Source organism: Streptomyces sp. NPDC020958 (assembly GCF_055562175.1).
This window is the reverse complement of record NZ_JBVHFU010000005.1, coordinates 216,326-239,228: the sequence shown is the minus strand read 5'-3', so window position 1 is coordinate 239,228 and position 22,903 is coordinate 216,326. Positions and strand designations below refer to the sequence as shown.

Genomic DNA, 22,903 nt, shown 5'->3' with positions numbered 1-22,903 from the left:
CTTGCTGGTACCGGCTCGCGGGCCTAGCCTGAATGCCGACGAAATATCTGATGGATCGTCAGATCTACGGAAGACTCCGCAGGCAGCAGGGGGTAGGCATGGCAGACGACGCGACCGGCACCCAGGATCTGCCCAGGGTGATCAGCGTGGACGACCACGTGATCGAGCCCGCGCACCTCTTCGAGAGGTGGCTGCCGGGCAAGTACCGCGACAAGGGACCCAAGCCCTTCACCGCAGGCATCGGGGAGCTCGCCTACGTCGGCGGCAAGTACCGGTTCACCACCGACCCCCAGGGCCAGATCACCGACTGGTGGGAGTACGAGGGCCTGCTCTTCCCGTACAAGCGCATCATCGCGGCCGTCGGTTTCTCCCGGGACGAGATGACGCTCGACGGCATCACCCGGGAGCAGATGCGGCCCGGCTGCTGGGACCCGAAGGAACGGCTCAAGGACATGGACGTCAACCATGTCGAGGCCTCGCTCTGCTTCCCGACCTTCCCCCGTTTCTGCGGGCAGACCTTCGCCGAGGCCGAGGACAAGGAGGTCGCGCTGGCCTGTGTCCGCGCCTACAACGACTGGATGGTGGAGGAGTGGTGCGGGGACAGCGGCGGCCGGCTGATCCCGCTGTGCCTGATCCCGCTGTGGGACATCGACCTGGCCGTCGCCGAGATCCGGCGCAACGCCGCGCGGGGGGTGCGCGCGGTCACCTTCAGCGAGATCCCCACCTACCTGGGCCTGCCGTCCATCCACTCCGGCTACTGGGACCCGTTCTTCGCGGCCTGCGAGGAGACCGGGACGGTCGTCAACATGCACATCGGCAGCAGTTCCCAGATGCCGGCCGCCTCCCCGGACGCGCCGCCCGCCGTGCAGGCCTCGCTGAGCTTCAACAACGCCATGGCCTCGATGATGGACTTCCTCTTCTCCGGGGTCCTGGTGAAGTTCCCCCGGCTCAAGCTGGCGTACAGCGAGGGCCAGATGGGCTGGATCCCGTACGCCCTGGAGCGTGCCGACGACGTCTGGGAGGAGCACCGCGCCTGGGGCGGGGTCAAGGACCTGATCCCGGAGCCGCCTTCGACCTACTACTACCGGCAGATCTTCTGCTGCTTCTTCCGCGACCGGCACGGCATCGAGGCGATCGAGACCGTCGGCGTGGACAACGCGACCTTCGAGACGGACTACCCGCACGTCGACTCGACCTGGCCGGAGACCAAACGCGTCGCCCAGGAGCACGTGGGCGGCCTGGCCCCGGAGGTGGCGTACAAACTGCTGCGCGGCAACGCCATCCGGATGCTGGAGCTGCCGTTCACGTAGCCGGTTCAGCGGGTGTTCCGCTGGGCAGGGACCTTCCATGAAGGTCTCCGTCGACGCCGACGTCTGCTACGGATCCGGCGAGTGCGCCTTCCGGGCGCCCACCGTGTTCGGTTTCGAGGACGGGTACGGTTTCGTCCTGCCCGGACGCGCGGAGTCCGGGGACGACGAACTGCTCCGGGACATCGCCGAGCGCTGCCCGTCCCAGGCGATCCGGATCGACGGCAAGAAGGTCACCGACTAGCGGATGAGCAGCACCGGCACGCACCTCACCGAACTCCTGGCCACCCTCGGCCGCCGCTACGTCCGCGACTTCCCGGGCCCCTGGGGCAAGACCGTCGCCGCCCGTGCGCTCAACCCCTACCTGCGCGACCACCCGCGCCGGCGCGTCGTGGAGACGCTCACCGGCGCCCGGTTCGCCGTCGACACCCAGGACCTCATCCAGCGCTACCTCTACCTCTTCGGGGTGTGGGAGCCGCACATGACCCGCTGGCTGTGCGGCCGGCTGGCGCCCGGGGACTGCTTCGTCGACGTCGGCGCCAACATCGGCGTCTTCAGCGTCCTCGCCTCCCAGCTGGTCGGCCCGCAGGGCAGGGTGGTCGCCGTCGAGGCCTCCCCCGACTTCCACCGCCGGCTGCGGCAGCAGAGCGCGCTCAACGGCTGCCGGAACGTCCGCGCGGTCAACGCCGCCGTCTCCGACGCCCACCGCACCCTGACCTTCGTGCTCGCCAGCTCCCGCAACATGGGCGCCAACAGCATCGTCCCCTGGGACGGACCGGCCGAGTCCACCTTCGACATCGAGGCCGTGCCGCTGCCCGAACTGCTGCTGCCGGAGGAGATCGCGACCGCCCGGGTCGTCAAGATCGACGTGGAGGGTGCCGAGGGAGCGGTGGTACGCGGGTTCGCCCCGCTGCTGGAGAAGCTGCGCCCGGACGCCGAGATCACCGTCGAGGTCACCCCCGAGCGCATGGCCCGGCTGGGCGACTCGGCCGACGACCTGCTGCGCACCATGACCGACGCGGGCTACCACGTCTACCGGCTGGCCAACAGCTACGCGGCCGACAGCTACCCCCGCGCCCGGTACGGCGAGCCGGTGGTGCCGGTGCGCTGGGAGGGGCCGGTCACCGAGGAGAGCGACCTGGTCTTCTCCCGGATCGACGCGGCGAGTCTGTGAGTGGTCAGCCGTACCGCCAGCCGAACTCCCCCAGCGCTCGTGCCCGGGCCGCCACCACCGCCATGCGGGCCTCCCGCTCGGCCGGGGCGGTGTGGGCGGACTGGCCGGTGACCTGGCCCTCCCACTTGCGGTAGAGCAGCCCGGCCCGAGCCGAGAACCAGCCCCGGCTCACCGCGTTCAGCGCGAGCAGCAGCCCGGTGTCCTCGGAGGCGGGCAGCGCCATCCAGCCGCCGAGGGCGAGCAGCAGTTCGCGGCGGACGCAGAGGGTGGCCGGGTGGACCTGGGCCCGGAAGCCGTTCGCCGCCCAGAAGTCGAGCACCGCGCCGCGCTCGACCGGGCCCTCCTGCGGATCCCCGGGGAAACCGGCCGTCGTACCGTCCGGCAGCAGGTCGAGGGCGCGTGAGGTGACCCAGCCGACGGCCGGGTCGGCCTCCAGGGCCGCCAGGTCACGTGCCAGCGCCCCCGGCGTCAGCTGGTCGTCGGCGTCCAGGATCTTGACGTACGGCCCCTCGGCCCGCGCCAGGGCCATGGTGCGGGCGACCCCGGGCCCACCGGCCCGGCCCTGCCGGAAGGACACCCGTGCGTCGTCGGGGACGTAGGGCAGGACCCCGTCCCCGGTGCCGTCCTGCTGGATCAGCCACCGCCACTCCCAGCCGTCCGGCAGCCGCTGCTCGCAGAGCGATCCGTACGCCTCCGGCAGGAAACGGGCCGACGGCGGGTGGACCGCGGTGACGACGGTGACGCGCCGGCTCACGCAGCGCTCACCACCTTTCCAGACGTGTGGTGTAGAGCAGTTCCGTGCGGTCGCCGGGGAGCGTGACGGACGTGACGTCCACGATGCGGTCGTGGATGTCGTACGACCGCTTGCGCAGCACGATCACCGAGGTGCCGGCCGGCAGGTCCAGTGCGCGGGCCTCCTCGGGCGTCGGCGGCCGGGCTGTGCAGCGCTCCTCGACGCGGTCCACCTCGATGCCGACGGTGCGCAGCTGGTGCTGGGTGCCGCCCGGCCAGGGCTCCCTGGTCTCGTCCAGGAGAGCCGGGTTCGCCGCGATCAGGTCACGGACCAGATAGGAGGTCACGAGGCTGAAGGGAGCGGTCTCGGCCGCGTGCCGGGTGCGGAAGGTGCGTTCCAGCAGGGCGGTGCCCTCCGGCAGCCCGAACGCGTCGGCGAGCTCGCCGGACGCGGTCAGCTCGCGGTAGCGGGCGAAGAAGACCAGGTCGTCGACGACCAGGCCGGTGTCGTGCTCGGTCGCGCCGGTCTGGGCCCGGGTGGCCTCCGGCATCCGGGCCCGGTCCTTCTCCCACTGGTACCGCCCGTTGTCCCGCACCGCGCGGGTGCGCGGGCGGCGCACGAAGGTGCCGCTGCCGTGCCGTCTGTCGATCAGTCCCTCGGCACTCAGCAGCCGCAGGGCGTTCTGGACCGTCGGGACGCTCCTGCCGTAGTGCCGAGCCAGCTCCGTCTCGGAGGGGAGCCGGGCGCCGGGTTCGCGCCCGCCGTTCCTGATGGACCGGCGGAGATCATCGGCGATCGCCTCGTAGGCCTTGGGCACGGAGCCAGCCTACGACTCCTCAACAGGACTTGCCGACTCGAGCGGTGCTGAGCTGGGATGTGCGAAGACCCGTGGCCGGTGTCCGGCCACGGGGCTGAGTCGCAGTAGGCGCTGGTACGTACGCAAGTCGCCCTTGCGCCGTTGCGTCTGGACTGTCCGTGCGGCTCAGCAGTCGAGCGGGGCGGCGGGATGGTCTCCCGTGGTCTCCGACTCGGTGGTGTCCAGGGGGCGGTGCCGGCAGCTGGGGGACTTTCCGTGGGCCTCGGCCCGGATGCGCTGCTTCATCGTGGGGGGCAGGGACCTGGCGTGGGACCAGAGCCAGTGGGTCTGTGCCGGGATCATCACCCGGTCGGTTCCCTTGTCGTGGTCGTCACCGCTGCTGTTGCGCGGGGCCTCGGTCCCCGGTACCGCGGCGGCGGTGGTGGCGGCGACGAATCCGAGCGCCGTGAACAGCGCGAGGAAGGCGGTGACGATGGCGGTCCACAGCTTCATGACCTTGGCGTTCCGGGCCATGGCCCCTCACTTTCGGGTTGGGCGATTTGCGTACTTTCCTCATGATGTGTATGGGGGTTGCGAAGTGGGGGACCTCGACCCGTGGCGCGTCGATGTTCTGATGAACACCACCCGGATGGACGTAGGGAGGTCAGAAAACCTCTTAAACCGCGCGAGAGGGTGCAAAGTAACCGGCTGTAAGGGGGTGATCACCCTCCGATCGGAACGGCGTCCGTGCCGGGCAACACCGTGCCGCGGGCCCGAGTTGGGGCCGGACGCCAGGTCACCGATCGGTATCGGTCGGTGTGTATAGTCGGGCGCCAGAGGTCCCCTACGTCAAGGAAGAGACGAGGTCGCGCGGTGAAGAAGCTTCTCCTGGTCGCACTGGCCGCCATCGGCGGGCTCCTCGTGTACCGCCAGATCCAGGCGGATCGCGCCGAGCAGGATCTGTGGACGGAGGCGACTGACTCCGTGCCCACGGGTTCGTGAGTACTCCCGACAACAGACGACACCGAGACCCCGGCCGCCGTAGCGGTCGGGGTTTTGCGTTGCCCGGGCCGCGTGGGCGCGGTGGGTGTTTCGGACGGTCGTACGGATCTCCGGGTGGCGCGGGGACGCGCGGGGCAGTATGGGGCCCGTCCGGAACTTCGGCGGCTGGCGAGCGACGGCTGGGGGCGCGCGTGACGGGGTGGTGGCGTACGGCGGGGCGGTGGCGTACGGCGGGGCGGACCAGCGGGGTGGCAGGTGTGCTCGCACTGTCGGTATCGCTGACGGCACTCCTGACGGGACTGCTCCCGGCGGCCTGGGCGGTGGCGGACGGCGGCAGCGGATACGCCTTCGCCGCGAACGCCCGTACGGTCGCCGGGACGACGGGCACCGCGGACGCCGTCCTGCTGCGGCCCGGCACCACCTACCGCAGCACCCTCCCGGAGAAGAGCGCGCGCTACTACCGTCTGGAGCTCGCCGCCGGCACCACGGCCTACGTCCCCGTCACCGCCGTCCCGCCCGCCGACGCCACCGTCTCCGCGAGCGACGGCATAGGGGTCTCGGTCGAGAACGCCGACGGGGTCTCCTGCGACTACGACGGCGCCCGCTTCGGCGCCGGACTGAGCCCCCAGCCGATCACCGCGCTCGGGCGGCGGGACGCGAACCGCGCCCTGTGCCAGGGGGCCGGGACGTACTACCTGGTCGTCGAACGGCTCGTGACCGGCTCGAAGACCACGACCCCCGGCAGCTGGGACCTGGAGATCGCGCCCGTCACCGAACCGCCCCTGGCCCACGCGGGCGCCACCACCGCCCCCGGGACCTGGGACTCCGCGTCACCCGCACCGCTCACCGGCGACCCCCGTCGGCGCCCGGGGGGCGCGGGCTTCAGCACGGCCCGGACTCTCGGCCAGGGCGTCTGGCACACCGACATCGCCCCCGGCCAGACCCTCTACTACGCCGTCCCGGTCGACTGGGGCCGGCAACTCCACGCCACCGTCGACCTGGACAGCAGCGGCGGCGACGCCCACGGCTACGTCAGCGCCGCGCTCAACCTCTCCCTCTACAACCCCGTCCGCGGCTACGTCGACGACCTCTCCCTCGGCTACGACGGCACCCAGAAGTCGTCCTCCCTCGCCCCGCTCCCGCCCGTGGCCTACACCAACCGGTACGCCGTCTCCGGCGAGCAGAACGCCGTCCGCTTCGCCGGCGCCTACTACCTCGTGGTCCACCTCACCGGGCAGACCTCGGCCGTCTTCGGGCCCGGGCCGTACGGGGTGACGCTCCGGATCCGCGTCGACGGCGCCCCGAACTCCGGCCCCGTGTACGCCGGTTCGTCCGTGCCGAAGGGTGTCTTCGACGCGGCGGCGGCGGATACCGGGGGCCTCGTGACCGGGGGCGCCTCCGGCGATCCCACCATGCGGGCGCTCGCGGTCGCCGGGATCGGCACCGGCACGGCGCTGCTGCTCGTCCTGGGCGTGTGGACGCTGACCGCCCGGCGCGCTCAGATCCGGGTCAACGCCCAGAAACCCACGGCGTAACAGGCCAGCGCGAGGAGCAGGATCGGCACCGCCGCCTTGGCGGGAGGGCCGGCCCGGCGTACCCGCCGCCGGCGCCGGCCGTGCGTGCGGGCGGACGTCGGCGGACTCCCCGGACTTCCCGGACTCCCCGGGCGCTTCGGGCTCTGCGGGTCGCGCGCGGTGTAGGTGGCGGTGGTGGTGTCGGTGTCGGTGTCCGGCAGGGCGGGCGGGAGGGGCTGAGCGGGGGGCCAGAGGGTGGCGGCGACCTGCTCCGGAGCGGGGCGCGGCGGGGGCAGCGGCTGTGACAGGGGCTGTGGAGCAGGCCCCGGTTGGGGTAGTGGGGCGGGCGTGTCGGGCGTCGGGATCTGCGGTGGCGGCAGCCGGAAGCTGCCGGTGTCGGACATGGAGACCGGGGTGTGGCCGGTGCCGGTGCCGGTGACAGGAGGAGGGCCCGCCTGAGGTCGCGACGTCCCCGCAGAAGCGGACCGGCCCGAGGGCGTGCCCCCACCAGCCCTGTACGCAGTCCCCGTCCCGGTCCCCGCTGCCACCCCTGTCCCGGTGGCCGGGCCCGGGATCGCGTCCCCCTTCGCCGTGTCCAGCCCCGAAGCCGGTCGAAGTGGTCCTGCCGGTCCGAATCCCTCGGGCAGGGGCCCCAGTTGGTCGAAGATCTCGATCAACTCGTCGTCCGCGTCCGTCTCCGGGAGGAGCTCCCTCGCCTCGGCGAGCGCCCGGCGCGCACCGGTGGCCGTGTGGAAACGGGCGCGCGGATCAGGCTGGAGGAGGTTGGCGACGACCTGCCAGAGCGGGTCGGGGATGCCCTTGGGGGCGCCCGGGGTGCCGTGTTCCGCGAAGTACTGGACGAGCGCCTTGGCGTCCGGCTTGGCGCCTTCGAGGAGGTACAGGGCGACGAGCCCCACGGCGAACAGGTCGGCCGTGAAGTCGGGCTCGGCACCCATGAGTTGCTCGGGAGCGATGTAACCCGGTGTGCCGACCACGAGGTTGGTCTCGGTCAGCCGGGCCTCGCCGAGCCGCATGGCGATGCCGAAGTCGGACAGCCTGAGGCGCGGGCGGGCCGTGCCGGTGGCTTCCAGCAGGATGTTGGCGGGCTTGATGTCCCGGTGGACCACGTCCTCCGCGTGCACCGCGGCGAGACCGGAGAGCAGCTGGTCGAGGAGGGTGCAGACGAGAGCCGGCGGCAACGGGCCGTAGTCCCCGACGAGGTGGACCAGTGAGCCGCCGGCGACCAGGTCCATCGTGAACAGGACCTTGTCGTCGTCGGCGGCCCAACTGGCGGGAGCCAGCACATGGGGGTGGTCGATGCGCAGCGCCTGCTCCCGCACGAACCGCAGGAGCGCGTGGGCGTCGCGCTGCTGGAGCACCTTGGCCGCCACATAGCGCTTGCGCCGGTGGTCCCAGGCACGCCAGACGGCACCCACTCCGCCATGACCGATCGGGTCGGCCAGTTCGTACCGGCCCGCGAAGACCTCACCCATGACTGCCCGCAGCCTCCCCCTCGAGTCCCCCCTGCCACACCCTCCTGGCCTGTACCCCCCTTGCTTCCCCCGGATGAGCGATACGACCCCTCTCGCGTGACCCCCGCGGCCAGGACCGCGCCCCGCCCGGTGCACCGGACCCCCTCCGGTGCACCGGGCCGTGACTCAGTTCTGGTGCGACTGGTAGTGCGTGACCGCGTCCGAGGTGCGGCCGGCCCCGTACACCCGCAGGAACTCCGCGAGCTCCGGGTGGGTCGGCGCGAGGGTGTCCGCCGCGTCGATGATGTCGCCGGCGGCGGCCACCGAGCGCAGCAGCGACTGGATCTCGCGGACCACCCGCTTGACCGTCGGAGCTCCCGAACCGCTCGTCGTCTGCGTGGTGTTGCTGAGCACCGAGCCCCCCTGGGACTTCTTGATCTCGTCCATGCGCTCGGTCGCCTCGGCCGCGCTCACACTGCCGTCGGCGACCTGGGCCGCCAGGTCCTGGAGCAACTGCACCCGCTGGACCACAGCCGGGTTTCCGATCTTCGCCCGCTGGCCGCTCATCAGCTGCGACAGCATGGGCGCGGACAGTCCGAGGACCGCCGCCAGACGAGCCTGGTTGAGCCCCAGGTCGTCGATGAGCTTACGGAAGAGCGCCCCCAACGGCTCCCCGTACCAGTTCCGCTGCAGCTCCCGCGCTCTGGCGGTGGCTTCCTGCTGTGCGGCGTCCATTGCGTCTCCCCATCGCTTCCCCAAAAAAACCGCGGTTCGCTACAGCGAACCCCGCCGAGCATCTTACGGAGAGTGGTCATCCGCGGGGACCCCCAATCTTTTTGCGAGGTACGGGGGGAGACCCGGTACTCTGGTCCCCGGCACCGACCGGCGGACCCTTCGCTCGGCCGGTCGCTTCCCGTACGGGGCCTTAGCTCAGTTGGTAGAGCGCCGTCTTTGCATGGCGGATGTCAGGGGTTCGACTCCCCTAGGCTCCACAAAAACCCCTCTGACCTGCACGAAAGCAGGTCAGAGGGGTTCTTCGTGTGCGGTGGTCAGTCGTCCCGGGACGCGTCCTCCTCCGCCTCCTTGGCCTGCACCTCGGGGTCCAGGGGAGAACTGCCGTCCACCGAGCCGAGACGACCCGTCTCCGGGGCCTCCGTCGCGGCGGGCGGCTCGACCAGCCAGTCGGGGTTGGCCTGCTTGTCCCACCACTTCCAGGCGGCGAAGGCGGCCCCGGCCACCGCCCCGACCACCACGAACGCCTTGAACGCCCGGCCGCACGCCGAACGCCGTTCGTTGCGGCGCGCCAGCTTCTCGATCTGCTCGGCCGAGACGTTGCCGCGCAGCGCGGCCAGCGCGGCGGCGCCCCGTGCGGTGGCCTCCTCGCGGACCGGTCCGGCAGCCGCCACGGCCTGCTCGATCTTCGGACGTGAGTACTCGGCGGCCTGCCGGGCGGCCTTGCGCGTCAGGTCGGCGGCGTCGTGCGCGGCCTGGTCCACCATCGGCGGCACATGGGTGCGGGCCTGCTCCAGGCGCGGCACGAGATGGGCGTCGTACTGGACGCGGGCCTGCTCCGCGGCCTGCGACACCACGGGCGCGAGCCGTACGCGTGCCTCCTGTGCGTAGTGGGCGGCACGCTCCTTGGCCGTGTCGGCGTAGGGCGCCACCACTTCCGCGGCGTGCCGCACGCTGTCCTTCGCCGAGCTGGTCGCGGCGCGCACGCTTTCTTTGCGGGTCACGGGTTTCCTCCTCCTCGGTGGCGTACGGAATTCGACTTTCCACCCTTTTAGGGATCATGCCTGCCGACGGGCCGAGCGGCGCGCGAGGACGGGCATACGGGTGCAACCAGAGCTACGAGGGGCCCGCCGACGACAATGCCACGGATCGGCTCCCCGCGCCCCCGTGTGTGGGGACAGGACCGGATTTCCGCAAGCGATGGGTGAGGATGTCCGCCCAGGGACGGCGGACGGGTCGCGCGGCCGCCGTGGCGTGCGAGGATCGTCGCGTCACATCCCACAGGGGCTGAACCCCGCGCACACGTGAGCACAACGGAAGGCGGATCGTGGCCGAGCAGTTGTACGCCACCCTGAAGACCAGCCTCGGCGACATCGAGGTCCGGCTCTTCCCGAACCACGCGCCGAAGACGGTCAGGAACTTCGTCGAGCTGGCGCAGGGTGAGCGTGAGTGGACCCACCCCGGAACCGGCGAGGTCTCCACGAACCGGCTGTACGACGGCACGCTCTTCCACCGGGTGATGAGCGGCTTCATGATCCAGGGCGGCGACCCGCTCGGCAACGGCCTCGGCGGACCGGGGTACAAGTTCGAGGACGAGTTCCACGTCGAGCTGCGCTTCGACCGCCCCTATCTGCTGGCCATGGCCAACGCCGGTCCCCGCACCAACGGCTCCCAGTTCTTCATCACGGTCAACCCCGCCCCCCACCTCAACCGCAAGCACACCATCTTCGGCGAGGTCTCCGACGCCGCCGGTCAGAAGGTCGTGGACGCCATCGCCGCGGTCCCGGTCAGCGGACCCAACAAGCGGCCGGTGCACGAGGTGGTCCTGGAGACCGTCGTCGTCGAGAAGCGCGCGAGCTGAGCGGCCCGGACGACCTCCCGAAGGGAACCGAACGCCCCGCCCGTCCGTAGAGATGTGCGGGGCACAATGGTGTTCACGACGAACGAGGGGACCCCATGGAGGACCAGGCGGCAGGCAGCACGCACGACGCTCACAGCCTGCCCAAGTGCTACCGGCACCCGGACCGGGAGACCGGCGTGCACTGCACCCGCTGCGAGCGCCCCATCTGCCCCGAGTGCATGGTCAGCGCCTCCGTGGGCTTCCAGTGCCCCGAGTGCGTCCGGGGCACCGCGACAGGCCAGAGCGGGCCGCCCCCGGCCGCCTCCCGGCCGCGCACCCTCGCCGGCGGTACGGTCACCGCCGACCCCAGGCTGCTCACGAAGATCCTCATCGGCGTCAACATCGCGGTCTTCCTGGTCCAGGTCTCCGTCGGGGACAGCTTCACCAACCGCTTCGACCTGATCGGCCAGGCCTGGTTCCCGCAGTACGGCGCCGTCGAGGGCGTCGCACAGGGCCAGTACTACCGGATGCTGACCGCGATGTTCCTGCATGACAGCTCGAACTACATGCACATCGTGTTCAACATGCTCAGCCTGTGGTGGATCGGCGGCCCCCTGGAAGCGGCCCTCGGCCGCGCCCGCTACCTCACGCTCTACTTCGTCTCCGGCCTGGCCGGCAGCGCCCTCACCTATCTGCTCGCCGCCCAGAACCAGCCCTCGCTCGGTGCCTCCGGCGCCATCTTCGGCCTCTTCGGCGCGACCGCGGTGCTGATCCGCCGGCTCAACTACGACATGCGGCCGATCATCGCCCTGCTGGTGATCAACCTCATCTTCACGTTCAGCGGCGGCATCGCCTGGCAGGCCCACATCGGCGGCCTGGTCGCCGGTGTCGTCACCGGGTACGCCATGGTGCACGCCCCGCGTGAGCGGCGGAACCTGATCCAGTACGGCACCTGCGCCCTGGTGCTGGTGGTGGTCGTGGTGCTCACGCTGGTCAGGACCGCGCAGCTCACCTGAGCCCGAGGACCGCAGCTCACCTGAGCCCGTGCACGACGGCTCTCCGTACCGATACCGAACCGTTGTCCACAGACGGTCGCCGATCTTGTGCACAACGTGCGCGCACACCTGTGCCCCCGGCAACTCACCTGCGTTCTTGCAGGTCAGGCAGGGGGCGCGCGGTCAGGTCGTCAGTGTTGTGGTAGTCGTACCGGCGTCAACGCTCGATGGGTTATCCACAGATCGTCGTTCTTTTCCCCAGGTGGGGTGTGGACAGTGCTCCAAGCTGTGGATAACTCAGCGAACAGCCCTGGGCAGAGCTGTCGGCCGAGGTCACTTCCACTGCGTGGAGACGCCGAAGCCGGCCGCGATGAACCCGAAGCCCACGACGATGTTCCAGTTGTCGAGGCTGTCGATCGGCAGCGAGCCGTCGGTCACGTAGAACACGACGATCCAGGCCAGCCCGATGAGGAACATGGCCAGCATCACCGGTGCGACCCAGGCACGGCTGTTCAGCTTGATGGCGGTCGCCTGCTTCGCCGGGGGCGGCGTGTAGTCGGCCTTCTTGCGGATACGTGACTTCGGCACGAGGGTCTCTCCTGTCGATGCGCTGCGTGGCCGCGCAGGTAACTGGGTCGGGCTCGGGGCAGCGTACAAGGGGACAGTAAGGGCGCACTGAGCGCTCCCCCGGGCGTCCGTTAGCGTAGTGCTTCTACGGCGCCGAAGGAGATAAGGGTACGTTGAGCAATTCTGCCGACTCCAGCGCGACCGGATCAACGTCTTCCGGCCCGGTCCGCACGCGCGGCTTCCGGCCGGTGCGGATTCTCACCGTGGGCGTCTTCGCCCTGGCCGGTCTCCTCTTCTTCACCAGCTTCAACACGGCCAAGGGCACCGACATCCGCTCGGACGACAACCTGCTGAAGCTGTCCGACCTGATCCAGGAGCGCAGCCGCAAGAACAAGGAGCTCGACGAGTCCAACGCGAGCACCCGCGACGGCAACGAGAAGCTCGCCGAGCGCGACGACGGCTCCACCAAGGCCCAGGACGAGAAGCTCACCGGCCTGGAGAAGGACGCGGGCACCCAGAAGCTCACCGGCAGGGCGATCACCGTCACGCTCAACGACGCCCCGCCGAACGCCACCGCCAAGCTGCCCGGCTACCCCGAGCCGCAGCCCGACTACCTGGTCATCCACCAGCAGGATCTGCAGGCGGTGGTGAACGCGCTCTGGCAGAGCGGCGCCCGGGGCATCAAGGTCATGGACCAGCGGCTGATCTCCACCAGCGCGGTGCGCTGCGTCGGCAACACCCTGATCCTCCAGGGCCGCGTCTACTCACCCCCGTACAAGATCCAGGCGGTCGGGGACCCGGCGAGGATGCAGAAGGCGCTCGCGGACTCCGAGGCGATCCAGAACTACATGGTGTACGTCAACGTGTACGGCCTCGGCTGGAAAGTCACCGAGGACGGGACGGTGACTCTTCCCGGCTACTCGGGCACAGTGGACCTGCACTACGCCAAGCCCGTGGGGTAAGCAGCCCGTCACTTTCGGGAGCCGCCGGTGCGAGTGATCGTCAGGACCGTCAGCGAGCTCTGCGTCACCGTCGGCACGCTGATCGTGCTCTTCGTCGTGTACGTGCTGTTCTGGACCGGTGTGCGGGCGGACAGTGTCATGCACGACCAGATCGACCGCTTGCAGAAGCAGTGGTCGGCGGGCGCCACCGTGCGTTCCACGGCGAAGGCGGCCACGAGCGCTCCCGCCCGGCCCGCCGCGTACCACTACGGCAGGCCGTTCGCGATCATGTACATACCGCGGTTCGGTTTCACGTGGAACAAGCCGGTCCTGGAGGGCACCGGCACCGACGTGTTGCGGAAGGGCCTCGCCCACTACGCGGGGACCGCCGGGCTCGGCCAGGTGGGCAATTTCGCGGTGGCCGGCCACCGGCGCACGTACGGTGACCCGTTCCTCGACTTCCCGGAGCTCCGCGAGGGCGACGCGATCGTGCTGACGGACGGGACGACCTGGTTCACGTATCGGATCGACAAAGGCCCTTACAAAACAGTTCCGACGGACGTTGAAGTGATCGACCCTGTGCCACGTAAGTCGGGGTACACGGGTCCGGGGCGCTATCTCACGCTGACCACGTGCGATCCGGAGTGGGGTCACAGCCATCGGCTGATCGTCTGGGCGCATCTGGACTCCACACAGCCTGTGGAGGCAGGCAGACCCGCGGCGTTGCGCCGTTAGTCTGGTGCAGTACGGCGGGATTCTGGTGCCGTGGTGGAACGGAAGGGACGGCATGTACGGCTGGATCTGGCGGCATCTGCCGGGGAACGTGTGGGTCAGGGCGCTGATCTCGGTCGTGCTGGTCCTCGCCGTGGTCTACATCCTCTTCCAGTACGTCTTCCCCTGGGCCGAACCGCTGCTGCCCTTCAACGATGTGACGGTGGACAACCAGTGAGCGCGCGGATTCTCGTCGTCGACAACTACGACAGCTTCGTCTTCAACCTGGTCCAGTACCTGTACCAGCTGGGCGCCGAGTGCGAGGTGCTGCGCAACGACGAGGTGTCGACCGCGCACGCCCAGGACGGCTTCGACGGCGTCCTGCTGTCGCCGGGACCCGGCACCCCCGAGGAGGCGGGCGTCTGTGTGGACATGGTCCGGCACTGCGCCGCGACCGGCGTCCCGGTCTTCGGGGTCTGCCTGGGCATGCAGTCCATGCAGGTGGCGTACGGCGGTGTGGTGGACCGGGCGCCCGAGCTGCTGCACGGCAAGACCTCGCTCGTCGAGCACGAGGGCCTGGGCGTCTTCGCCGGGCTCCCGTCGCCGTTCACCGCCACCCGCTACCACTCCCTCGCCGCCGAGCCGGCGACCGTACCGGCCGAGCTGGTGGTGACCGCCCGCACCCACGACGGGATCATCATGGGGCTCCGGCACCGGGAACTCCCGGTCGAGGGCGTGCAGTTCCACCCCGAGTCGGTGCTGACCGAGCACGGTCACCGGATGCTGGCCAACTGGCTGGTGGAGTGCGGTGACCAGGGGGCCGTGGCGAGGTCGGCGGGGCTCGCCCCGGTGGTGGGCAGGGCCACGGCGTGACCGCGCTGCGCCCCGAGCGCAAGACCGATACCTCGTACGGGGATCAGTCGTACGGGGGATCCGGCGCGCTCGGGGAGACGGCGTACCTCCCGCCGGTGCCGGCCGGCGGGGAGCCGACGGCGTACCTGCCGCCGATCGACGAGGAGACGGTCGCCCTGCGGATCCCCGATCCGCTGCCCATGTCGGCTTCTGCGGGCACAGCGGCCCCTTCCGTCACCGGAGTGCCAGGAGGCGGCCGAGCGGCCCGCAGAAAGGCCGCCAAGCGCCGCGGTGGCCGTCGGGGCGGCGCGGCGGAGACACCGGTGCAGGAGCAGGAGGCGTCGGGCCGTCCGCTGTCCCGGGTGGAGGCCCGTCGCCGGGAGCGGCTGCGCAGGCCCAGCCCCGCCGTCCTGGCGAGCCGGGCGATAGGCGAGGTGTTCATCACCACCGGTGTGCTGATGCTGCTGTTCGTCACCTACCAGCTGTGGTGGACGAACGTGCGCGCGCACGCCCAGGCCGGCAGTGAGACCAACTCCCTGCAGCAGGACTGGGCGAGCGGCAAGCGGGCCCCCGGGGTCTTCGAGCCCGGCCAGGGCTTCGCCATCCTGCACATCCCGAAGCTGGACGTGGTGGCGCCGATCGCCGAGGGCGTCAGCAACAAGAACGTCCTCGACAAGGGCATGGTCGGGCACTACGGCGAGGGTGCGCTGAAGACCGCGATGCCCCAGGACAAGACCGGCAACTTCGGTCTGGCCGCGCACCGCAACACCCACGGTGAGCCGTTCCGGTACATCAACAAGCTGGTTCCCGGGGACGCGGTGGTGGTCGAGACGCAGGACGAGTACTTCGTGTACAAGGTGACGTCGATGCTGCCGGTGACGTCGCCGAGCAACGTGAGCGTGCTGGACCCGATCCCGAAGGGTTCCGGGTTCACCAAGGCGGGCCGGTACATCACCCTGACCACCTGTACGCCGGAGTTCACCAGCAAGTACCGGCTGATCGTCTGGGGCAAGATGGTCGAGGAACGCCCACGCAGCAAGGGCAAGCCAGACGCGCTCGTCGAGTAAGGGCAGAGGAACTGTGGCAGCGACCGCCGACGACACCGAAGAGCAGACCGACGCGCCGGCGGCGGGGCCCGCGCCGCGCCGCCGGCCGACCGGCCCGATCGCGACGGCGGTCAGCGTCCTCGGTGAACTCCTCATCACGGCGGGCCTGGTGCTCGGCCTGTTCGTCGTCTACTCGCTCTGGTGGACGAACGTGATAGCGGACCGCAAGGCGGACCGCGAGGGCGACAAGGTCCGTGACACCTGGGCCCAGCACGACACCGGTCCCGGCGCGCTCGACACGAAGGACGGCATCGGGTTCCTGCACGTGCCGTCCATGAAGAACGGCGAGGTGCTGGTCGAGGAGGGCACCTCGACGGACGTGCTCGACGACGGGGTGGCCGGCTACTACACGGACCCCGCCAAGGCCGTGCTCCCCATGACCGGCAAGACCGGCAACTTCACCCTCGCCGCCCACCGGGACGGCCACGGCGCGAAGTTCCACAACATCGACAAGGTGAAGGTCGGCGACCCGATCGTCTTCGAGACCCGCGACGACTGGTACGTCTACAAGGTCTACGACATCCTCCCGGAGACCTCGAAGTACAACGTCAAGGTCCTCTCCCAGATCCCGACGGAGTCGGGGAAGAAGAAGCCCGGCCACTACATCACCCTGACCACCTGCACCCCGGTCTACACGAGCCGCTACCGGTACGTCGTCTGGGGCGAGCTGGTACGGGTGCAGAAGGTCGACAGCAAGCGGACTCCGCCGAAGGAACTGCGCTGACTGAGCTCCTTGCGGGAGCCCGGTCGCCTAGCATGACGAAGGCCCGAAGCCGCAACCATCTCTTGCGACTTCGGGCCCTTTCACGTCAGGCCGTACCTACTCCAGGATCCTGAGCGGCTCACCGGCGCTCCACTCCTCCAGCACCCCGCGGTGCACGGCGGTGATACCGCCTTCGGCGGCGATACTCAGGGCCTCCGGAGTGAAGGGGCACGTGGCCACGTAGAGAGCCACGTCCGCGCTGTACAGAACCTTGGCGGCCCCGATGAACCTCTGGATCTCGGGGCTGGTGATGTTGAGGTAGGGCGCGAACCTCTTGCACTGGACGACGAGGCGCCGGCCGTCGGCCGTGATTCCGATGATGTCGACGCCCCGGTCACCGGGGCCGCCCTGTACGACGACGTTGGTGCACCCGTCGCGGATCAGCAGTTTGGCGACGTGACGCTCGAACGTGCGGCCGTTCATGGCGTCCATGGCTGCCATGACTCCGATGGTGGGGCGGTCGTCCCTGATCCCTTCGAGCCGCTTCAGCCGGGTGTGGTGCTGGTGGAGCCGCCGCTCGATGCGCTGGACGCCGGTCCGTAGGGCGATCAACTCCGCGCGGTGTTCCCCTGATGTTTCGATCAGGGCGTTGAACATCGGGACGACGGTCTTGCTGAGGATGTGGGTGATGCGTTGGTCGATGCGGTCGTCGAGGTCCCCGAGGTCCCCCGGGGCGCGGTTTTCCACAGGCTGTGTGCGGGCCAGGTACTCCATGTCCAGGAGATACACGCGCACCTGACGTGCGACTTCGCTGTCGCGGAGGAGCATGGCGACGTTGAGGACGGCGCGACGAGAGAGGAGGGCGAGTGACCTTGTGCGTGACTGGATCCCACTGAGTTCCTTGAAGGAAGTCAGTTCTGAACCTGTCAACACGCGGTAGCCGCTGGCTTCGAGTTCTTCCCGATGATCATGGACCAGAGATGAGATGGCGGTGAGCCCCACCTCGAAGTACGCCGCGACCATCGCCGTCGTCACATGCATCCCGTCCGGCAGCAGCGACAGGGCCTTCACCCTGTCGAGCACGTCCGTGCGGTCCAGCACGCTGTCGCGCAGGCTCATCGATTCCAGCAGCGCCGATTCGTCGATCACGTTCTGCCCTTTCGTTCGTGGCGTGGCCGTACGGCCAGGGCAGAGCTGCGAGTCCCCACCCGATCTGATCAACGAGGTGTGATGTCCGAAGGCACGATCGATGGAGAAACTACTGAGCGGACCCTCACTGGACGTGATCGGCTTCGTCTGCCTATGAACAAATGTCCCGGCGTCCTCCAGGAGGACGCCGGGACATTTCTTGTTCGGTGCAGGATCAGCCGTTGTTGCCGCCGATGAAGCCGCCGTTGTTGCCCCCGTTGTTGTTGCCGTTGCCGAAGCTCACCGTGGTGAGGGTGATCTGCGTGCTGCCGGGGTCGTCCTCGCCGGTGTTGGCGGCCGGGTCCTGGTTGGTGACGAAGGCGTTGTCGCTGGAGTCGCCGTTGAACTGGATGTTGGTGAAGCCGGCTGCCTGGAGGGTCTGCTTGGCCTGCTTCACGGTCTGGCCGACCACGGTCGGCACGGGCGTCTGCTGCTTGGCCTTGCCGATCTGGATGTTCACCGTGGAGTTCTTGTCGACCTTCTGACCGGCCTGCGGGTCGGTCGAGACGACCTTGCCGACCAGGTTGGGGTCGTTGGTCTCCACCTCGGAGCAGTTGCCGGTCAGGTTGTTGGCCTGCATCTGCGCCTTGGCGTCGTCGCAGCTCTTGCCGCTGACGTCGGGGACCGTGGACTTCTCCTCGGCCTTGGCGACGGTGAGGGTGATCGTGGAGCCCTTCTGGACCTCCGCGCCGAGGGCGGGATCCTGCTCCAGGACGGTGCCGGGGTCCTCGCCGGAGGTCCGCTGCTTCGTCTTGACGACGAACTTGTACTTGTCGCCCTCAAGTGTGTTCGTGGCGTCGTCGATGTTCTGGCCGACGACGCTCGGTACGACCACCTTCGGCGCGCCCGTCGAGATGACCAGGTTGACCGTCGAGCCCTTCTTGACGTCGGTGCCCGCCTTCGGGTCCTGGTCGCAGACGCTGCCCTTGGGCTGGTCCGCGCAGGTCTTGTTGGTGGTCGCCACCACGAGACCGGCGTTGTCGGCCATCTTCTTGGCAGCGCTCTCGGTCTGCCCGATGAAGGTCGGCGCGGAGACCGTGTCGTTGCCGGCGCCGCCGCTGAACACCCACTTGCCGATCAGGATCGCGCCGACCAGCACCAGGATGCCGGCGACCACGAGCAGGATCGTGGAGGTGTTGTTCTTCTTCTGCTGGCGGCGGCGGTCCGGGCGGTCGTCGTAGCCGAAGCCGCCGTCGTCCGGGTTCATGGGCGGGAGCATGCTGGTCGCGCCCGCGTCCGCCCGCAGTGCGGTGGTGGCCTGGTCGTCCGGGTAGCCGCCGTAGCCGACGGAGCCCATGGCGGCCGTGGCCGCGACCGGCTGGCCGTCCAGGCACGCCTCGATGTCGGCGCGCATCTCGTCCGCCGACTGGTAGCGGTAGTTCGGGTCCTTGACCAGGGCCCGCAGGACGATCGCGTCCATCTCGGGCGTGATCTCCGGGTCGAAGACCGACGGGGGCTGCGGTTCCTCACGGACGTGCTGGTAGGCCACGGCCACCGGGGAGTCGCCCACAAAGGGCGGTCGTACCGTCAGCAGCTCGTAGAGGAGGCAACCCGTCGAATAGAGGTCCGACCGGGCGTCCACCTGCTCGCCCTTGGCCTGCTCGGGGGAGAGGTACTGGGCGGTGCCGATGACCGCCGCCGTCTGGGTCATGGTCATGCCGGCGTCGCCCATGGCGCGGGCGATGCCGAAGTCCATCACCTTGACCTGGCCGTTGCGGGTCAGCATGACGTTGGCGGGCTTGATGTCACGGTGGACGATGCCGCTGCGGTGCGCGTACTCCAGGCCCTGGAGGATGCCGATGGTCATCTCCATCGCGCGCTCGGGCAGCAGCTTGCGTCCGGAGTGCAGCAGCTCGCGCAGCGTCGAGCCCTCCACGTACTCCATGACGATGTACGGGATCGAGACCCCGTCGATGTAGTCCTCGCCCGTGTCGTAGACCGCGACGATCGCGGGATGGTTGAGCGAGGCGGCAGACTGGGCCTCCCGGCGGAACCGGGCCTGGAAGGACGGGTCGCGCGCGAGGTCCACGCGCAGCGTCTTCACCGCCACCGCGCGACCGAGCCGGGTGTCATGCGCGAGGTAGACCTCCGCCATGCCACCACGGCCGAGCACGTGGCCCAGCTCGTACCGGCCGCCGAGGCGACGCGGCTCTTCCATAGCTACCTACCAGCCCTCTCCGTCGGTCCCGGCCGCCACGGGTGTGTGGCCGGAGGCTGCCGTCCGGGCCTACCGTACCCGGCTGTGTTTGTGTGACCTGGCCAAGCCCGTAACCCGATACAGGACCGGTATCGCAACGTGCACCGATGTGAAGCGAACGTGATCGGGCTCACTTCTTGGAGTTGATGACCGCCTCCATCACGCTCTTCGCGATCGGGGCCGCGAGGCCGCCGCCGGAGATGTCGTCACGGTTGGCCTGGTCGTCCTCGATGACCACGGCGACCGCGACCGGCTTGCTGCCGTCGGGGAGCTTGGCGTAGGAGATGAACCAGGCGTAGGGGTTCTCGCTGTTCTCCACGCCGTGCTGGGCGGTGCCGGTCTTGCCGCCCACAGTGGCGTTGCTGATCTGCGCGTTCTTGCCGGTGCCGTCCTTGACGACCGTCTCCATCATCGACTGGAGGATCTGGGCGTTGGCGGAGGAGAGCGGCTGGCTCAGTTCCTGCGGGTCGGTCTGGGAGATCGTGTCCACACCCGAGGACTGCAGCTTGTCGATCATGTACGGCTTCATCAGCTTGCCGTCGTTGGCGACCGCGGAGGCGACCATGGCCATCTGCAGCGGGGTGGCCGCGGTGTTGAACTGGCCGATCGAGGACAGCGCGGTCTGCGACTGGTTCATCTTGTCGGAGAAGACCGAGGCGCTGGAGCGGACCGGCGTGAACTGCTCCTGGTCGAAGCCGAACTTCTTCGCCTCGGCCAGCATCTTGTCGTTGCCGAGGTCGGCGCCGATCTTGCCGAAGACGGTGTTGCAGGAGACGCGCAGCGCGACTCGCATGGTCGCGTTCTTGCAGGGGATGTTGCCCTCGTTCTTCAGCTCGGTGGTGGTACCCGGCATGACGTAGGGCAGCGGCGAGTTGGTGGCCTGGTCCGCGGAGGTGTACAGCCCGTTCTGGAGCGCGGCCGCGGCGGTGACGACCTTGAAGGTGGAGCCCGGCGGGTAGGTCTCGCGCAGCGCCCGGTTCAGCATCGGGTCGTTCGGGTCGTACTTCTTCTGCAGCTTCTTCCACGCCGCGGCGTCGTTGTTCGAGTTCCCGGCGAACACCGAGGGGTCGTACGACGGGTAGGAGGCGAGGGCCAGGATCTTGCCGGTGGAGGGCTCCAGGGCGACGACCGCGCCCTTGCCGCCCTGGCTCTTCAGGCCGTTGTACGCGGCCTTCTGCGCGGCGGCGTTCAGCGTGGTGACGACGTTGCCGCCCTGCTTCTGCTTGCCCGTGACCATGTCGAGGGTGTTGCGGAAGAAGAGCCGGTCGTCGTTGCCGGTGAGGATGCCGTCCTCGAGGGACTCCAGCTGGTTGGCGCCGAAGGCCTGGGAGGCGTAGCCGGTGACCGGGGCCCACATGGGGCCGTTCTTGTAGGTGCGCTTGTACTTGAGGTCGTTGAGGCCGGACGAGCCGGACGCGGTGGATCCGGTGATGGGGCTGCCGTCGACGATGATGTCGCCGCGCGGGGTGGAGTAGCGGGCGATCGTGACGCGGCGGTTCTTCGGGTCCGTCCGCAGGGTGTCGGCCTTGACGTACTGGAGCCAGTTGTCGCGCAGCAGCAGGGAGAGGATCAGGAGGCCGCAGAAGACCGCGATCCGGCGCAGGGGCTTGTTCATGACGGGCGGACCACCTGGGTCATCTCGGCGTCGGGATTGCCGGCGGGGGCGGGTGCCGGGCGGCGGGCGGTGTCGCTGATCCTGATGAGGATGCCGATGAGCGCCCAGTTGGCGATGACCGAGGAACCACCGTAGGCGAGGAACGGCATGGTCATACCGGTCAGCGGGATGAGGCCCATCACGCCGCCGGCGACGACGAAGACCTGGAGCGCGAAGGCGCCGGAGAGGCCGATGGCGAGGAGCTTGCCGAACGGGTCGCGGGCGGCGAGCGAGGTGCGGACTCCGCGTTCCACGATCAGGCCGTAGACCAGCAGGAGCGCCATGAGGCCGGCCAGGCCCAGTTCCTCGCCGAAGGTGGCGAGGATGAAGTCGGAGTTGGCGGCGAAGCGGATGAGGTCGGAGTGGCCCTGGCCGAGGCCGGTGCCCAGGGTGCCGCCGGAGCCGAAGGCCCACAGCGCCTGCATCGACTGCTCGGAGTGGCCGGCCACGCCCTGCTGGCTGAGCGTGTACTCCTTCATCGGGTCGAGCCAGGCCTGGACACGTTGCTGGACGTGCGGTTCGAAGCTGGCCACGCCGACCGCGCCGGCCCCGGACATCAGCAGGCCGAAGACGATCCAGCTGGTCCGCTCGGTGGCGACGTACAGCATGATCACGAACATGCCGAAGAACAGCAGCGAGGTACCGAGGTCGGTCTCGAAGACCAGGATGAGGATCGAGATGAACCAGACGACCAGGATCGGACCGAGGTCGCGGCCGCGCGGCAGGTAGAGGCCGATGAAGCGGCGGCTGGCGAGTGCGAGGGCGTCCCGTTTCACCATCAGGTAGCCGGCGAAGAAGATCGCCAGGACGATCTTGGCGAACTCACCGGGCTGGATGGAGAACCCGGCGACCGAGATCCAGATCTTCGCGCCGTAGATGTTGGCGCCGAGGCCCGGGACGAGCGGGAGCAGCAGCAGGAAGAGCGCGCCCACCATCGAGATGTAGGTGTAGCGCTGCAGGACGCGGTGGTCCTTGAGGAAGACCAGCACCGCGATGAAGAGCGCGATGCCCATCGCCGTGTAGAGCAGCTGGCGGGGGGCCGCCGTGCCGGCCTGCTTGATGGACTGCAGCAGCTTCGACTGGTCCAGCCGCCAGATGACCACGAGTCCGAGGCCGTTGAGGAGCGTGGCCAGCGGCAGCAGCAGGGGGTCCGCGTACGCGGCGAATCTGCGGACGGCGAGGTGGGCGACGCCGGCCAGGAGGCCGAGGCCCAGGCCGTAGCTGAGCAGGCCGGCGGGGACCTTGTCGTTGATGGCCAGGCCCACGTTGGCGTAGGCGAACACCGGGATGGCGACGGCGAACACCAGGAGCGCGAGCTCGGTGTTGCGTCGGCTCGGCGTGCCGATGGAGCCGATGGTGGACGTGTGGTGCGTCGACGTGTTGGTAGTACTGCTCATGGTGTGACGGGGCCTCTCACGG

At 69.4% G+C, this 22,903-nt stretch carries 24 protein-coding genes and 1 tRNA gene; 14 read left to right on the top strand and 11 right to left on the bottom strand.

The genetic code is table 11. The features are described 5' to 3' along the window. The first annotated feature begins 98 nt into the window (after nucleotides 1-98). The 3 genes from ACZ3KP_RS18055 to ACZ3KP_RS18045 are packed head-to-tail and all read left to right on the top strand — an operon-like array spanning nucleotide 99 to nucleotide 2,481. Nucleotides 99-1,310, top strand: a complete 1,212-nt coding sequence (locus ACZ3KP_RS18055; protein WP_387137399.1) for an amidohydrolase family protein — start codon at nucleotides 99-101, stop codon at nucleotides 1,308-1,310. Between the two features lie 37 nt (nucleotides 1,311-1,347). Then, on the top strand, nucleotides 1,348-1,551 hold the full coding sequence (locus tag ACZ3KP_RS18050; RefSeq protein WP_467500635.1) for a ferredoxin: 204 nt from the start codon (nucleotides 1,348-1,350) through the stop codon (nucleotides 1,549-1,551). Nucleotides 1,552-1,554: 3 nt separating this feature from the next. After that, nucleotides 1,555-2,481: an FkbM family methyltransferase gene (locus ACZ3KP_RS18045; protein ID WP_467500633.1), complete on the top strand. Its 927-nt coding sequence runs from the start codon at nucleotides 1,555-1,557 to the stop codon at nucleotides 2,479-2,481. A gap of 4 nt (nucleotides 2,482-2,485) precedes the next feature. Here ACZ3KP_RS18045 and ACZ3KP_RS18040 read toward each other — a convergent pair whose 3' ends face one another. The 3 genes from ACZ3KP_RS18040 to ACZ3KP_RS18030 all read right to left on the bottom strand — a co-directional run bounded on the left by ACZ3KP_RS18040 (nucleotide 2,486) and on the right by ACZ3KP_RS18030 (nucleotide 4,544). Further along, a complete protein-coding gene (locus tag ACZ3KP_RS18040; protein WP_467500631.1) occupies nucleotides 2,486-3,235 on the bottom strand; it encodes a glycosyltransferase family 2 protein in 750 nt (249 codons plus the stop codon). Nucleotides 3,236-3,242: 7 nt separating this feature from the next. Then, complete coding sequence (locus tag ACZ3KP_RS18035; protein WP_467500629.1) at nucleotides 3,243-4,031, bottom strand: GntR family transcriptional regulator; 789 nt, start codon at nucleotides 4,029-4,031, stop codon at nucleotides 3,243-3,245. A 165-nt stretch (nucleotides 4,032-4,196) separates the two neighbouring features. Further along, nucleotides 4,197-4,544 carry a DUF6344 domain-containing protein gene (locus ACZ3KP_RS18030; RefSeq protein ID WP_358971739.1) on the bottom strand — a complete coding sequence of 116 codons (348 nt, stop codon included), beginning with the start codon at nucleotides 4,542-4,544 and terminating at the stop codon, nucleotides 4,197-4,199. 339 nt (nucleotides 4,545-4,883) lie between these two features. Here ACZ3KP_RS18030 and ACZ3KP_RS18025 point away from each other — a divergent pair, with 339 nt between their 5' ends. After that, nucleotides 4,884-5,012, top strand: coding sequence for a DLW-39 family protein (locus ACZ3KP_RS18025; RefSeq protein ID WP_003999697.1), 129 nt, complete (start codon nucleotides 4,884-4,886; stop codon nucleotides 5,010-5,012). Nucleotides 5,013-5,269: 257 nt separating this feature from the next. Then, nucleotides 5,270-6,547 carry a hypothetical protein gene (locus ACZ3KP_RS18020; RefSeq protein WP_467500626.1) on the top strand — a complete coding sequence of 426 codons (1,278 nt, stop codon included), beginning with the start codon at nucleotides 5,270-5,272 and terminating at the stop codon, nucleotides 6,545-6,547. Here the strand turns inward: ACZ3KP_RS18020 and ACZ3KP_RS18015 are convergent. Both ACZ3KP_RS18015 and ACZ3KP_RS18010 read right to left on the bottom strand, forming a co-directional pair. Beyond that, complete coding sequence (locus ACZ3KP_RS18015; protein ID WP_467500624.1) at nucleotides 6,511-8,019, bottom strand: serine/threonine-protein kinase; 1,509 nt, start codon at nucleotides 8,017-8,019, stop codon at nucleotides 6,511-6,513. The genes ACZ3KP_RS18020 and ACZ3KP_RS18015 overlap by 37 nt on opposite strands. Before the next feature lie 165 nt (nucleotides 8,020-8,184). After that, the gene (locus ACZ3KP_RS18010) at nucleotides 8,185-8,733 is read right to left on the bottom strand and encodes a helix-turn-helix domain-containing protein (RefSeq protein ID WP_132888366.1); all 549 of its coding nucleotides are present in this window, start codon (nucleotides 8,731-8,733) and stop codon (nucleotides 8,185-8,187) included. A gap of 184 nt (nucleotides 8,734-8,917) precedes the next feature. Between ACZ3KP_RS18010 and ACZ3KP_RS18005 the strand changes: the two genes are divergently transcribed. Continuing rightward, a tRNA-Ala gene (locus tag ACZ3KP_RS18005) sits at nucleotides 8,918-8,990 on the top strand. A gap of 57 nt (nucleotides 8,991-9,047) precedes the next feature. On the opposite strand, the gene ACZ3KP_RS18000 is transcribed toward ACZ3KP_RS18005, so the two are convergent. Then, on the bottom strand, nucleotides 9,048-9,734 hold the full coding sequence (locus tag ACZ3KP_RS18000) for a DUF5324 family protein (protein ID WP_467500622.1): 687 nt from the start codon (nucleotides 9,732-9,734) through the stop codon (nucleotides 9,048-9,050). Between the two features lie 323 nt (nucleotides 9,735-10,057). Between ACZ3KP_RS18000 and ACZ3KP_RS17995 the strand changes: the two genes are divergently transcribed. Both ACZ3KP_RS17995 and ACZ3KP_RS17990 read left to right on the top strand, forming a co-directional pair. After that, nucleotides 10,058-10,591, top strand: a complete 534-nt coding sequence (locus ACZ3KP_RS17995) for a peptidylprolyl isomerase (protein WP_358971748.1) — start codon at nucleotides 10,058-10,060, stop codon at nucleotides 10,589-10,591. Nucleotides 10,592-10,686: 95 nt separating this feature from the next. Next, the gene (locus ACZ3KP_RS17990; protein ID WP_467500619.1) at nucleotides 10,687-11,586 is read left to right on the top strand and encodes a rhomboid family intramembrane serine protease; all 900 of its coding nucleotides are present in this window, start codon (nucleotides 10,687-10,689) and stop codon (nucleotides 11,584-11,586) included. Between the two features lie 312 nt (nucleotides 11,587-11,898). On the opposite strand, the gene crgA is transcribed toward ACZ3KP_RS17990, so the two are convergent. Further along, nucleotides 11,899-12,153 (bottom strand): cell division protein CrgA, encoded by a 255-nt coding sequence (gene crgA, locus ACZ3KP_RS17985; protein WP_046727637.1) that lies wholly within the window; start codon nucleotides 12,151-12,153, stop codon nucleotides 11,899-11,901. A gap of 152 nt (nucleotides 12,154-12,305) precedes the next feature. Here crgA and ACZ3KP_RS17980 point away from each other — a divergent pair, with 152 nt between their 5' ends. Genes ACZ3KP_RS17980 through ACZ3KP_RS17955 form a run of 6 tightly spaced genes read left to right on the top strand, consistent with a single transcriptional unit; the run spans nucleotide 12,306 to nucleotide 16,466 of the window. Beyond that, complete coding sequence (locus ACZ3KP_RS17980) at nucleotides 12,306-13,094, top strand: DUF881 domain-containing protein (protein WP_366889727.1); 789 nt, start codon at nucleotides 12,306-12,308, stop codon at nucleotides 13,092-13,094. A gap of 27 nt (nucleotides 13,095-13,121) precedes the next feature. Next, nucleotides 13,122-13,808: a class E sortase gene (locus ACZ3KP_RS17975; protein WP_467500616.1), complete on the top strand. Its 687-nt coding sequence runs from the start codon at nucleotides 13,122-13,124 to the stop codon at nucleotides 13,806-13,808. A 52-nt stretch (nucleotides 13,809-13,860) separates the two neighbouring features. Next, nucleotides 13,861-14,022, top strand: coding sequence for a hypothetical protein (locus ACZ3KP_RS17970; RefSeq protein WP_358971758.1), 162 nt, complete (start codon nucleotides 13,861-13,863; stop codon nucleotides 14,020-14,022). Next, nucleotides 14,019-14,657 (top strand): aminodeoxychorismate/anthranilate synthase component II, encoded by a 639-nt coding sequence (locus tag ACZ3KP_RS17965; protein WP_467500614.1) that lies wholly within the window; start codon nucleotides 14,019-14,021, stop codon nucleotides 14,655-14,657. The genes ACZ3KP_RS17970 and ACZ3KP_RS17965 overlap by 4 nt, the downstream gene beginning before the upstream one ends. Then, nucleotides 14,654-15,703 (top strand): class E sortase, encoded by a 1,050-nt coding sequence (locus tag ACZ3KP_RS17960; RefSeq protein ID WP_467500612.1) that lies wholly within the window; start codon nucleotides 14,654-14,656, stop codon nucleotides 15,701-15,703. The genes ACZ3KP_RS17965 and ACZ3KP_RS17960 overlap by 4 nt, the downstream gene beginning before the upstream one ends. 13 nt (nucleotides 15,704-15,716) lie before the next feature. Then, a complete protein-coding gene (locus ACZ3KP_RS17955; protein ID WP_467500610.1) occupies nucleotides 15,717-16,466 on the top strand; it encodes a class E sortase in 750 nt (249 codons plus the stop codon). 96 nt (nucleotides 16,467-16,562) lie between these two features. On the opposite strand, the gene ACZ3KP_RS17950 is transcribed toward ACZ3KP_RS17955, so the two are convergent. From ACZ3KP_RS17950 to ACZ3KP_RS17935, 4 genes are all read right to left on the bottom strand, one after another. Beyond that, nucleotides 16,563-17,594, bottom strand: coding sequence for a restriction endonuclease (locus ACZ3KP_RS17950; protein ID WP_467500608.1), 1,032 nt, complete (start codon nucleotides 17,592-17,594; stop codon nucleotides 16,563-16,565). Nucleotides 17,595-17,808: 214 nt separating this feature from the next. Continuing rightward, entirely contained in the window at nucleotides 17,809-19,791 is a 1,983-nt protein-coding gene (gene pknB, locus ACZ3KP_RS17945) for a Stk1 family PASTA domain-containing Ser/Thr kinase (protein ID WP_467500606.1), read from the bottom strand. Nucleotides 19,792-19,960: 169 nt separating this feature from the next. Continuing rightward, entirely contained in the window at nucleotides 19,961-21,445 is a 1,485-nt protein-coding gene (locus ACZ3KP_RS17940; RefSeq protein WP_467500604.1) for a peptidoglycan D,D-transpeptidase FtsI family protein, read from the bottom strand. Beyond that, nucleotides 21,442-22,881 carry an FtsW/RodA/SpoVE family cell cycle protein gene (locus ACZ3KP_RS17935; RefSeq protein ID WP_467500602.1) on the bottom strand — a complete coding sequence of 480 codons (1,440 nt, stop codon included), beginning with the start codon at nucleotides 22,879-22,881 and terminating at the stop codon, nucleotides 21,442-21,444. The genes ACZ3KP_RS17940 and ACZ3KP_RS17935 overlap by 4 nt, the downstream gene beginning before the upstream one ends. Between the last annotated feature and the right edge of the window lie 22 nt (nucleotides 22,882-22,903).